Annotated in this window: 10 protein-coding genes; 9 read left to right on the plus strand and 1 reads right to left on the minus strand. The window is 38.0% G+C overall.

Features of this window, described 5'->3' with window-relative positions:
• Window positions 1-20 precede the first annotated feature (20 nt).
• From Q763_RS13755 to Q763_RS13770, 4 genes are all read left to right on the plus strand, one after another.
• The gene (locus tag Q763_RS13755) at window positions 21-3,479 is read left to right on the plus strand and encodes an efflux RND transporter permease subunit (RefSeq protein ID WP_035135298.1); all 3,459 of its coding nucleotides are present in this window, start codon (window positions 21-23) and stop codon (window positions 3,477-3,479) included.
• Window positions 3,480-3,747: 268 nt separating this feature from the next.
• Window positions 3,748-6,186: a TonB-dependent receptor gene (locus Q763_RS13760; protein ID WP_035135301.1), complete on the plus strand. Its 2,439-nt coding sequence runs from the start codon at window positions 3,748-3,750 to the stop codon at window positions 6,184-6,186.
• A 64-nt stretch (window positions 6,187-6,250) separates the two neighbouring features.
• Window positions 6,251-6,982 carry a DUF4198 domain-containing protein gene (locus Q763_RS13765; protein ID WP_035135303.1) on the plus strand — a complete coding sequence of 244 codons (732 nt, stop codon included), beginning with the start codon at window positions 6,251-6,253 and terminating at the stop codon, window positions 6,980-6,982.
• Window positions 6,983-6,994: 12 nt separating this feature from the next.
• Window positions 6,995-8,188 (plus strand): PepSY-associated TM helix domain-containing protein, encoded by a 1,194-nt coding sequence (locus tag Q763_RS13770; protein ID WP_035135305.1) that lies wholly within the window; start codon window positions 6,995-6,997, stop codon window positions 8,186-8,188.
• Window positions 8,189-8,314: 126 nt separating this feature from the next.
• Here Q763_RS13770 and Q763_RS13775 read toward each other — a convergent pair whose 3' ends face one another.
• Window positions 8,315-8,668: a toxin-antitoxin system YwqK family antitoxin gene (locus tag Q763_RS13775; RefSeq protein ID WP_035135307.1), complete on the minus strand. Its 354-nt coding sequence runs from the start codon at window positions 8,666-8,668 to the stop codon at window positions 8,315-8,317.
• Between the two features lie 410 nt (window positions 8,669-9,078).
• Here Q763_RS13775 and aspS point away from each other — a divergent pair, with 410 nt between their 5' ends.
• The 5 genes from aspS (at window position 9,079) to Q763_RS13800 (ending at window position 13,196) form a co-directional block, all read left to right on the plus strand.
• Complete coding sequence (gene aspS / locus Q763_RS13780; protein WP_035135309.1) at window positions 9,079-10,824, plus strand: aspartate--tRNA ligase; 1,746 nt, start codon at window positions 9,079-9,081, stop codon at window positions 10,822-10,824.
• A 365-nt stretch (window positions 10,825-11,189) separates the two neighbouring features.
• Window positions 11,190-11,384: a cold-shock protein gene (locus Q763_RS13785; protein WP_035135311.1), complete on the plus strand. Its 195-nt coding sequence runs from the start codon at window positions 11,190-11,192 to the stop codon at window positions 11,382-11,384.
• Between the two features lie 295 nt (window positions 11,385-11,679).
• Window positions 11,680-12,048 (plus strand): NADH-quinone oxidoreductase subunit A, encoded by a 369-nt coding sequence (locus Q763_RS13790; protein ID WP_035135313.1) that lies wholly within the window; start codon window positions 11,680-11,682, stop codon window positions 12,046-12,048.
• Window positions 12,049-12,101: 53 nt separating this feature from the next.
• Window positions 12,102-12,653, plus strand: coding sequence for an NADH-quinone oxidoreductase subunit B (locus Q763_RS13795; RefSeq protein WP_035135315.1), 552 nt, complete (start codon window positions 12,102-12,104; stop codon window positions 12,651-12,653).
• A gap of 6 nt (window positions 12,654-12,659) precedes the next feature.
• Window positions 12,660-13,196 carry an NADH-quinone oxidoreductase subunit C gene (locus Q763_RS13800; RefSeq protein WP_035135317.1) on the plus strand — a complete coding sequence of 179 codons (537 nt, stop codon included), beginning with the start codon at window positions 12,660-12,662 and terminating at the stop codon, window positions 13,194-13,196.
• Window positions 13,197-13,209: the final 13 nt, after the last annotated feature.

The raw sequence follows: 13,209 nt of genomic DNA on the forward strand, positions 1-13,209 counted from the left end.
CAACTCATAATACAACCAAGATGAGTAAAAAAATAGAGAAAAGTTTCGGTATTTCCACCTGGGCCATTAACAATAAGATGACCGTTTATGTTATCACGGCTATCTTATTTCTGGGCGGACTTATCTCCTACTATTCCATGCCAAGGGAAAGCTTCCCTGAAATTAAGGAGACCAAGATATACATAAGCTCTATAAATCCCGGCAACTCTGCTGAGGATGTGGAGAAACTGATAACTAAACCCCTTGAAGACGAATTTAACAACATATCGGGGGTCACAAAAATCACCTCAAACACACTGGAAGACTATTCCATGGTACTGGTGGAGTTTGATGAGGATATTACTGTTGAAGATGCAAAGCAAAAAATAAAAGATAAGGTAGATAAAGTAAAAGCTGATACTGAGTGGCCAACCCTTGACGGTGGTGCTAAAGTAGAGCCAAACGTTTTTGACCTTAATATTGCCGAGGAGACTCCTATATTAAACGTTAATCTTACGGGTGACTTTACATCGGAGAAACTAAAGGAGTTTGCCGAGTATCTTGAAGACCACATAGAAAGGCTTCCACAAATTAAAGAAGCTGCGATTCGTGGTGCAGAAGACAAAGAGGTTGAGATTGCTGTAGACATCTACAAAATGGCTTCGGCTAAAGTAAGTTTTGACGATATTATCAATGCCGTTAAATACGAAAACAAAACCATATCTGGCGGTAGTGTAACGCTAGACGGTATCAAGAAAAACATTAGGGTAATTGGTGAAATCAGTGATCCGGTACAGCTTAACAACATTATCGTTAAGCATCAGGATGGTAAGGTATACCTTAAGGATATAGCCGAAATTACCTTTAAAGAAAAAGAAAGAACCACTTATGCCAGGGAATATGGTAACCCTGTAGTTATGCTTGATATTAAAAAGCGTAGCGGTAAAAACATGGTTGAAGCCGTAGATGGTGTTAAAGAGATAATAAGTAAAGCACAGGCAAACTATTTCCCTAAAGGACTTAACATTACCTATGCTAACGACCAGTCTACAAGAACAATTGCACAGGTAGACGACCTTGTAAACAACATCATTTTTGGTGTGGTACTGGTAGTTGTGGTACTTATGTTTTTTCTTGGGTTACGCAATGCTCTGTTCGTAGGTATAGCTATCCCGCTATCCATGTTCATGTCATACATGATACTGGCTGCTCTGGGTATTACCCTTAATACAATGGTACTTTTTGCCCTTGTAATGGGACTGGGTATGCTGGTAGATAACGGTATTGTGGTGGTAGAAAACGTATACTCGCTTATGAGCCAGGGTATGTCGCGCAAAAAAGCGGCTATTGAGGGTATTGGTGAGATTGCATGGCCTATTATTGCCTCTACCGCAACTACGCTTGCAGCCTTCTTCCCGCTTGGTTTATGGCCGGGTACTATGGGTAAATTCATGATCTATTTCCCTATGACGCTTTCTATCGTACTGGGTTCATCTCTGTTTGTGGCACTGGTTATCAACGCTATGTTCACTTCAGACTTTATGAGACTTGAAGAGAAAGAGATGCCTAAAAAGAAAATGATACTAATTAGTGCCATTATCGGGGGTATAGGCTTGCTAACCCTAATAGGAGGTTTCTCTACAGGATCAGGAGCATTAAAAGGTATGGGTAATCTTATGCTGTTCTTTGTAATCATGATGTGGATATACAAGTACTTCCTGCTTAAACGTATGGACAAGTTCCAGAGAAACAGTTTAGTTTGGCTTGAAAATAAATACCAAAACTTCCTTGATTTTGCACTTACAGGCTACAGGCCACGTTTGTTCTTTATAGGTACTTTTGGTATACTTATCGCATCGTTTATTGCTGTTGGTGTAAGTCAGCCTAACGTATTATTCTTCCCGGAAAACCAGCCTAACCAGATTATGGTTTATATAGAGTTCCCGGAAGGTACAGATATTAAGAAAACCGATGCCTTTACCAAAATCATTGAAGAAAAGGTATATAAAATTGCTAAACAATATGTGGAAGACGGCAGCAACTACATGGTAGAAAGCGCCATTGCACAGGTAGGACAGGGTGCCGGAAACCCGCAAACCGACGGCGGGTCTGAAAATGATATGCCTCACAGAGGTAAGGTTACACTTACCATGACCGAGTTTAAGTACCGTAAAGGTATAAACAGTCAGGATGTGATGGATAAAATCAGGGAAGCCGTAAAAGGTTATGCAGGAGTTTCGGTAATTGTAGAGAAAGAACAAAACGGCCCGCCGGCAGGTTATCCTGTTAATATAGAGATTACCGGAGAGGATTATGACCAGATGCTTGCCGAAGCAGAGCAACTGAAAGCCTTTATTAATACCAAAAATATTGCTGGTATTGAAGAGCTTAAAATAGATGTAAACAAACAAAAACCGGGAGTAGATATCACGGTAGATATTGATAAGGCGGGTCAGCTTGGTATTACATCAAGCCAGGTAGGACAAACCCTTAGACGATCTATTTATGGTGAAAAAATATCGACTTACAAGGAAGGGAAAGATGACTATGAAATTAATGTAAGGCTGGAGGAAGATCAGCGTAATGACAATGCTGTTCTTTACAATCAGCCGGTAACATTCAGAAATCAGGCAAACGGACAACTGGTACAGGTACCAATATCTGCCATAACCGATGCCAAGAACTCTGTTACCTTTAATACTATAAAAAGAAAAAACCTTAAAAGGGTAATCACCGTTTACTCTAACGTTACCACTGGCTATAACGGTAACGACATTGTAGCACGAATCAAAAAGGAACTGGCAACCTACAAAATGCCAAGCGATATAACTTATGCCTTTACAGGAGAGCAGGAAGAGCAGTCTAAAAACATGGGCTTCCTTGTTAAAGCTCTTCTTATTGCACTGGGCGGTATTGTACTTATACTGGTGGCACAGTTTAACTCGGTTTCCAAACCTATTATCATCATGACATCGGTGTTACTGAGTTTTGGTGGTGTATTCTTTGGTATGGTATTCCTTGGCGATGACTTCGTGATTATCATGACCATGATGGGTATTATATCCCTTGCAGGTATTGTGGTAAATAACGCCATTGTGCTTATTGACTATACCCAGCTCCTTATTGACCGTAAACTGGCCGAAAAAGGAATGGATAAAGACGAGTTACTTACTAAAGAAGAGTATAAACAACTTATTGTAGAAGGTGGCCGCAGCCGTTTAAGGCCAGTACTTTTAACGGCAATTACAACCGTACTGGGGCTTGTACCACTTGCAATAGGACTTAACATTGACTTCTTTAACCTGTTTATTGAATACAATCCAAAAATATACCTGGGTGGTGATAACGTAATCTTTTGGGGACCACTGGCAAAAACTGTTATTTACGGTTTGATATTCGCCACGTTCCTTACCCTGGTTATTGTACCGGTTATGTTCTTTATGCTACAGAAAATTAAAATCTGGCTTAAGAAAAAACCTGCTGAGCCTACCCTTCATTAATACTTAATTATATATTTATTAAATAGCCAAACAGTATTGTTTGGCTATTTTTTTTTGTCTTTACACTTTAAAAAAGCAGTTATATCCCTATTAATATTTAACCTATAGCTCGGTTTTTTTTCACTCCTTTCAAAAAAAGGACTAATTTTTTAATTATAATAAATCTAAATAAACGTTTTTTACATTTATTTAGAATAATTAAAAATAATTTGTTTGATAGTGTATTGCCCTGTACTTTTGTGCCCATAACAAATACCCATTACAAACAATGAACAACTCAATATTAAAGCAATTACTGTTTTGCTTCGTTTTAATGTGTTCGGTAGCTGTATCGGCACAGGAAAGAGCCAAAATAAACGGTACAGTAACTTTAAGCGGAAACACTCCGGCCGAAAACATTTCGGTTGTGCTTAAAGGATCTTCATTTTCTGCTGTAACCAACTCGGCAGGTAAATACGAAATCAAAAATATTAAACCGGGTACTTATGTACTTCGTGTTTCTGCCATCGGTATCACTCCGGTAGAGGAAAACATTACTCTTGAGGCAGGACAAACCATAACAAAAAGCTTTACCTTATCTGAAAGCCTTGAAGAACTTAACGAGGTGGTAATTGACGGTAAAGGAAATAAATTTACCAGAACACAAAGCAGGGTAGTCTCTAAAATGCCTTTAAAGGATATAGAAAACCCTCAGGTATACAATGTTATTACAAGCGAGCTTTTAAAAGAGCAGGTAGTTACTAATTTTGACGATGCTCTTAAAAATGCGCCTGGTATAGACAAACTTTGGGAATCTACAGGCCGTGGTGGTGATGGTGCAGGTTATTTCTCTTTAAGAGGATTTGCTGTACAACCAACAATGGTTAACGGTTTACCAAGCATTACAAATGGTAGTCCTGATCCCGCTAATATGGAAAGTATTGAAGTTATAAAAGGCCCTTCGGGAACTTTATTTGGTAGCTCACTTATTTCTTATGGTGGTTTAATTAACGTAAATACTAAAAAACCATATAATTACTTTGGCGGAAACATGTCGTACACTGCAGGTACTTACGGATTAAACCGTTTCACTGTAGATGTTAATACTCCGCTAAACGATAGTAAAAATGCGCTTTTCCGTTTAAACGCGGCTTACCATACAGAGAACAGCTTCCAGGATGCAGGATTTAAAAAATCACTTTTTGTAGCACCGTCTATCTCTTACAAAGTGAACGACAAACTGTCTTTCCTTGTTAATACTGAATTTTACAACGGTAAAAGCACTAACCAAACAATGCTTTTCCTTGACAGAGGTGCTGAACTTAGAGTTCACGACATGAACGAATTAAAATACGACAGTAATCGTTCGTACACCGGTAACGACTTATATATGGAGACACCTACTTTCAGTATACAGGGACAGATGTCTTACAAAATATCTAATGAGTGGACATCTCAAACCGTATTCTCCAGAACATCGGCTAAATCAGACGGATACTACTCATATTTATATGAAGGTACTCAATACACTGCGGTAACCGAAGGTATAGTACTTAATCGTTATATCAGCAAACAAAACTCTGAAACCTACGGTACAGATATTCAGCAAAACTTTATTGGTGACTTTACTATCGGAGGCCTTAGAAACAGAATGGTTGTAGGTTTTGACTACTTTAACAGAAATGTAGTAAATAATAGTAGTCCTTATGTAACTAATGGTATGATATACATTGGTGACAATCTGGCGCAATTTAATGAGCTTGTACTGGGTATAACAAATCCTCTTGATTATAAAGATGAAACCGGTGTACTTAATCAGGCAGGTACTGATGCTCTTTTAGGAAACAGTCAAATCAATCCTTTAAAAACCAGTCAGGAAATATTTAGTGCTTATGCTTCTGATGTAATTAACATTACTCCTTCCCTATCGGCTATGCTAAGTTTAAGGGTAGACCGTTTTGCAAACAAAGGTAACCTTAGCACTAAAGCAGACGATTATAACCAAACAGCACTTTCTCCAAAATTCGGGTTAGTATACCAGCCTATTCTTGATAAAGTATCGGTTTTCGCTAACTACATGAACGGATTTAGTAATGTTGCTCCTATAATAGGTGATCAAACATTTACTTTTGATCCAGAGCAGGCTAATCAGTTTGAAATAGGTACGAAACTTAATCTATTAAGAAATAAAGTAACAGCTACATTAAGTTACTACGATATAAAAGTAAGTAACACTGTTATACAGTTAGCCGCTAACGAATATACTCAGGGCGGAGAACGCTACAGCAAAGGTTTTGAAGCCAGTGTAGTAGCAAGCCCTGTAAATGGACTTAACATTATTGCAGGTTACAGTTATAACGACAGCTTACTTGAAACTGCCGGAGCAAGTGATGACTTTGCAGGAAGAAGACCGGAAAGTGCAGGTCCGCAAAACTTGGCAAACCTTTGGGCAAGCTATAAGTTTACTACAGGTAAACTAAACGGTTTCGGTCTTGGATTTGGTGGTAACTACGCTAGTGAGAACAAAATATTTAACCGTAACGCTGCTGGTACATTCACACTTCCTGAGTACACCGTGCTAAATGCATCTGTTTTCTATAATGCAGAAGCCTTTAGCATCACCCTTAAAATGGATAACATTACAAATAAGGAATACTTTAAAGGTTGGTCTACAATCAGCCCGCAAAAACCAAGAATTTTTGCTGCTAACCTAACGTATAACTTCTAAGAAATAATAACAAAACAATCCCCTTCTTGTAATAGAAGGGGATGTTTTAATTTACATAAACACCATGAAAAAATCAGTTTTATTATTGTTATTGCTTTTGGTTTCGGCAAACTCTTTCGCACACTTCATGTGGGTAGAAACCGCTATGACAGGTAAAGTAAACCAGAAACAGGAAGTAAAGGTTTATTTTGGCGAATATACCTATGGCATGATTGAGGAAGTGAACGGCGAAGCATTTAATAAAATGAAAAAGTTTACGGTATGGGTTGTAGCTCCAAACGGAGAAAAACAACAGCTTGAAATGAAAGCCGGAGAAACTTTTTACAGTGGTTACTTTACACCAAAAACAAACGGTACACATACCGTAGTGCTTAATAATAATGAAATTGATGTGGTAGATTATACTCAGTACGATTTCGGCATATTTAAAACCCATTACCACTCTGTAGCAAAAGTGGAAGTAGGCAATAAAACTACCGAAACTGCCGCTATAAATCCTGAAGGACTTACAATTGTTGATCTTACTAAAAAAGTACATACTGAGAAAGGTGAAACTGTTTTAAAAGTACTATACAAAGGTCAGCCAGTAAAGGAGCAGGAAGTAACTGTATTCATTTCTGACCTATGGTCTAAAAAAGTATATACTGATGAAAAGGGTGAAATCCGTTTTACATTACCGTGGAACACAAAGTACATTCTTGAGGTAACCCGCAAAGAAGAAGTACCGGGAAGCTACAACGGACAGGATTATCAATTTATATGGCATTGTGCCACTTATGCAATCCCTCTTGGATAAAAATAAAGCCTGATGAGCAAGCAGAAAGGTAAAAAGAAAAAAGGTTTCAAGCACTGGGTTGGCAAAGCCCATTTATGGCTCGGATTAGCATCCGGGCTCATTGTTTTATTGCTGTCGGTAACAGGATGCATTTATGTTTTTAGTCAGGAAATAAACGGAGCCATTCGTAAGGATGAAATTTATGTACCCGAGGTAAAGGAAACACGCCTGCCTGTAAGTCAGCTTTGGAATGAAACCCAAAAAACACTGGGTGATTCCATAAAAATAAATAGGGTTGATGTATTTAACAACCCCGAAAAATCGGTACGTTTCTTTTGCTATAAGGCTGCTGCCGAAAAAAATTCTATATTCTATTTCAGGAATATAGATTATTACTACACAGTATATACTGACCCATACACAGGTAAAGTACTGGGTATTTATGATGAAAAGAAAGACTTTTTCAACATCATTAAAATGCTACACTGGAGCCTTTTACTTGAAACCGAAATAGGACAACCTATAGTAGGCTGGGCTACCTTTATTTTTGTGATAATGCTTATTACAGGTATTATATTATGGTGGCCTAAAAATAAGGCTGCCCGCAAACAACGCTTTAAGTTTCAATGGAAAGACACTACACAATGGCGCCGCAAAAACTACGACATCCATAACATACTGGGCTTTTATATATCTACCATAGCGGTAATAATTGCCTTTACAGGTATGGTTTGGGCCTTTACCTGGTTTCAGGCTATAGTATATGTTGCCGGATCACAAAGCCTTACTCCTCCCGAGGTTAAAAGGGAACAATCAGTATTCGTAGAAAAAAGCGATAAAGATGCTGCCCTTGATATTGCCAGCGAAATAACCCGCCAAAGGCACACTACTGCCGATGCTTTCGGGTTAAGTAAAGCTGCCGATTCCACAGGTGTTGTAAATGCTTATGTACAGCAGTATGAAGGCGTGTATTATGTAAACCATCAGTTGCAGTTTGACCAGTATACCGGTAAGCTGTTAAACGAAAGGCTGCATGATGAAAAAAACTTTGGTGAAAAACTTATAACAGCTAATTATGATATCCATGTAGGTGCCATTTTAGGCATCCCGGGTAAGATAATTGCCTTTATCGCCAGCTTTATAAGTGGCCTGTTACCTATTACCGGTTTCCTTATATGGTGGGGGCGTAAAAACAAAAAAGCAAAGCCTGCCAAGGCTAAAAACTAAAGTTATATAAAAACCACCTTTCCACAATCTTAGTAGATTGGTAAGTGATTAGTGTATTCTATTTTTACAAAAAAAAGGCTGTAAGTTTACTACTTACAGCCTTTTCTCAATAAATAAATCAACGACTTATTTATTTACAACTACAGCTTCTTTAGACCACTTTTTAATATCTGCGATCCTGCTGTCTGTATAATCTACCTCATTAAGGATAGATCCGGTCCAAAAGAACCATTTTCCTGTTTTCTTTCCGTTAGTGTACTCACCTATTGCCTGCTTTGTTCCGTCTTCATTATAAGCCACCCACGTTCCGTGAAGCTTACCGTCTTTATTATAAGAACCTTCTTTTTTTACTTGTCCGTTATCATAATAAAAAGTAGCTTTAACTGTTTGGCTTTCTAATTCATATTTTGGCTTTACGTTTTCCTGTGCTGAAATTAAACCTGCTGATAATAGCATCCCGGCAATAATAATCTTTCTCATATCAGTTTTGTGTTTATATTTACCATTTATATATACGAATATACAAAATTATTTTACATTAAATATACGTTGAGTTAACAATTTGGTAACATTGAATTAAAATTTAACATACGAATTATGTGGATATTAGCCAAAACCCTTGTAAATACTAGGGTTGACACACAAAACCCTAGTATTAAAAAAATTCTCACAAATCACCTTCAATAAGTAACAAAACCATATTTTTTTAAGTTTTTACTTACCATTTTCATTTTACAGCATCTTTTACTTAACATTAAATTTACATACAGAAATTATTCATACAGATAAAGACTTACACCTATATACATACATTTATAATTTTTGCTACTCTAAACTCAGGCATTATTCGTAATTGTTTCTAAATTTGCACTCTAAAATTAATTGAGATAATGTATAGAAGTCATAATTGTGGAGAACTTAATGCTTCACATATCAACCAGGAAGTAACTCTCGCAGGATGGGTACAAAAAACACGTAACAAAGGTTTCCTTATCTGGACCGACCTTAGGGATCGTTATGGCGTAACACAGTTAATATTTGACGAAGCCAGAACCCAGAAAGATGTTTTTGAACTTGCCGAAACCCTTGGACGTGAATTTGTAATTCAGGTAAAAGGTACCGTTATAGAGCGTGAGTCTAAAAACCCTAACATGGCTACAGGAGATATCGAGATCCTGGTTAAAGAACTTACTATACTTAACGCAGCACAGGTACCTCCTTTCACTATTGAGGATGAAACCGACGGTGGTGAAGATATCAGGATGAAATACCGTTACCTGGACATTCGTCGTAATCCGGTTAAAAACAGCCTTCTTTTCCGTCATAAAGTAGCGATGGAGGTAAGAAATTACCTTTCTGCACAAGGCTTTATAGAGGTAGAAACACCTGTACTTATAAAATCAACTCCCGAAGGAGCGCGTGACTTTATCGTACCATCAAGAATGAACGAGGGTCAGTTTTATGCACTTCCGCAATCGCCACAAACCTTTAAGCAGTTGCTTATGGTAGGTGGTATGGACAAATACTTCCAGATTGTAAAATGTTTCCGTGACGAAGACCTTCGTGCCGACAGACAGCCTGAGTTTACACAAATTGACTGCGAAATGGCATTTGTGGAGCAGGAAGACATTATGCAGGCTTTTGAAGGACTTGCAAGTCACCTTTTAAAAGAACTTAAAGGAGTGGAAACAGGCGCTTTCCCGAGAATGACTTATGACGAAGCCATGAGAAAATACGGTAACGACAAACCGGACATTCGTTTCGGGATGGAGTTTGGCGAGCTTAACGAAGTGGCACAACACAAAGATTTCGGGGTGTTTAACAGCTCTGAACTTGTAGTGGGTATTGCCGTACCGGGCGGTGCAGCTTACACACGTAAAGAAATCGATGCACTTATTGACTGGGTAAAACGTCCACAGGTAGGCGCCAGCGGTATGATATATGTAAAATGTGAAGAAGGTGGTACTTACAAATCATCTGTAGATAAGTTTTACGATCAGGAAGACCTTAAAAAATGGGCAGAAATTACCGGAGCCAATGCCGGAGACCTTATATTAGTACTTTCAGGCGATGCCTTTAAAACACGTACACGCTTAAGCGCCTTGCGTATGGAACTGGCAACACGCCTTGGCTTAAGAAAACCAGATGAGTTTGCACCACTTTGGGTTGTAGACTTCCCGTTATTAGAGTGGGACGAGGATAGCGAAAGATTCCACGCTATGCACCACCCGTTCACATCGCCAAAACCGGAAGACATTCCGTTACTGGAAACCGATCCGGGTAAAGTAAGAGCAAACGCTTATGACCTTGTTTTAAACGGTAACGAAATAGGCGGTGGTTCTATCAGGATACACGATAAAGATGTACAGGCGCTTATGTTTAAACACCTTGGCTTTACAGATGAAGAGGCTAAAGCACAGTTTGGATTCCTTATGGATGCATTCCAATATGGTGCACCACCACACGGCGGACTAGCATTTGGTTTTGACAGGCTTGTAGCGATACTTGGCGGACAGGAAACAATCAGGGACTTTATTGCGTTCCCTAAAAACAACTCGGGTCGTGATGTAATGATCGATGCTCCTTCTGTAATCAACAATGCACAGCTGGAAGAACTTCACATTAAGCTGAAGTAATTTCTACACCTATAAACAGATACATTAAATCCGGGTTTATTATTATATAATTAATAAATCCGGATTTTCATTTTTTTAATGCTTTTACAACATAGAAACTCCCCTCTCTTTATGGTAAAAACAAAACCTTAATATTGAAATAAGGCACAATTATGGCCTTAAAAATATTAACAATTCTGCAAACAATACCTTAAAGACTAACGCATTTAACTTAATACTTAACTGGGATTTTCAACTTTAATTTTAAAATTTCTTAACAAAGGAGTATAAATAAAAAAAACTCCAAAATTTTTTAACATTTTTCCTTTGCCATGTCATAATTAAGATTACCTTTGAGTTATTATTAATTTTTTTATATTACCCTTATGCGCACAGGCAAAGTAAAATTTTTCAATGAATCTAAAGGTTACGGTTTCATTGTAGACGACGAAACAGGCAATGAAATTTTTGTTCATGCTACCGGAATCAACGTAGAGAATCTTCGTGAAGGAGACAAAGTAAGCTACGAAGAAGAAGAAGGAAGAAAAGGTAAAGTAGCAGCTAAAGTTGCTATTATTTAATATACTGAATTATTAAATTACCTCTTACAAAGGCTTAAAGCTGCTCACCAGAGCAGCTTTTTTTATTGCATAATTCCCAGTAAAAATACAGTTTTTTAATCCTTTCTTTAAGATATAATTAACATAAAAACCCTGTTTTTAGTAATTCGGCATACACAGCAAAAACAGTCTCTTCTTATTTTTATTCGTTCTAAATAAAAATTAACCATATACAACTTCATCAATCGGCAAATCCTTTAAATAGTTCACACAGGACATGTATATTTGTGAATTGATTTAATAAAAAGACCCGATTATGCAATCTTCAACTCAGGTAGATTTCTATCCTATATTAATGCAAACCCTACTGGCAGTAGGCTTTGTGGCTACAACCATTGCTGTATCAAACTTTTTAGGACCTAAAAGGAGCTCCATAAACAAAGACAAAAACTTTGAGTGTGGTGTAGAGTCTGTAGGTAACGCACGTATTCCTTTCTCTGTAAAGTACTTTCTGGTAGCTATCCTGTTTGTATTGTTTGACGTAGAGGTAATATTTATGTACCCTTGGGCTGTTAACTTCCGCGAAATGGGATTTGAAGGCTTCTACAAAATGGGTATCTTTATGACCCTACTTGTTGTTGGGTTCTTTTACGTTATCAAGAAAAAAGGATTGGAATGGGAATAGTATCAGGTATGCTTTTTGTAGCATAATAACCTGATAATCAAAATTAAATTACTATGAGCAATTCATCAGATATAAAATTAGTAGACGCTCCTGAAGGAGTTCAGGGCGAAGGATTTTTTGCAACCAAACTAGACTCTGTAGTAGGTTTGGCACGTGCTAACTCACTATGGCCTTTACCATTTGCAACTTCTTGTTGTGGTATTGAGTTCATGGCAACAATGGCATCACATTATGATGTGGCACGTTTCGGGTCTGAGCGTATGAGTTTCTCTCCGCGCCAGGCAGACATGCTGCTGGTTATGGGTACCATTGCTAAAAAAATGGCACCTATATTACGTCAGGTTTACGAGCAAATGAGTGAGCCAAGATGGGTAATCGCAGTTGGTGCGTGCGCATCGTCAGGCGGAGTATTCGATACTTATTCGGTACTGCAGGGTATTGACAAAGTAATTCCCGTAGACGTATATGTACCGGGATGCCCTCCAAGACCGGAACAGATCCTTGAAGGTATAATGAGCCTGCAGGAGATTGTAAAATCAGAATCGGTTAGACGAAGAAACTCTCCTGAATATAAAGAATTATTAGCTTCTTATAATATTTCATAAAGTAATATGGCTTTAGAAACAACTGTTATACAGGACAAGCTTACAGATAAATTTGGTGACAAGGTAGCCGGATTTGTTCAGCAACATGATATACTATCCTTTGAGGTTGACTCCAACTCAATGAACGATGTAATGCGTTTTCTTAAAGAAGACGATACTTTACGCTTTAACTTCCTAACCGATATTTGTGGTGTACACTATCCTGATTTTGAGAAGGACAGACAGTTTGCCGTGGTATACCACATGCACAACTGGATGGACAATGTGCGCATTAGGTTTAAATGTTTCCTTAACGGAGATAAACCTGAGGTAGACACTGCCACAAACCTGTTTTTAGGGGCTAACTGGCAGGAGCGCGAAACTTATGACTTTTATGGCATTATATTTAAAGGTCATCCGCAGCTTAAAAGGATACTGAATATGGACGAGATGGAATCGTTCCCTATGAGAAAAGAGTTCCCTATGGAAGATGGCGGCCGTACCGATAAGGATGACCGTTTCTTTGGTAGGACAACCGATAATGCTAATAATAACCTGAAATAATTTTTGATATAAA

Source organism: Flavobacterium beibuense F44-8 (assembly GCF_000769915.1).
Classification (GTDB): Bacteria; Bacteroidota; Bacteroidia; order Flavobacteriales; family Flavobacteriaceae; genus Flavobacterium; species Flavobacterium beibuense.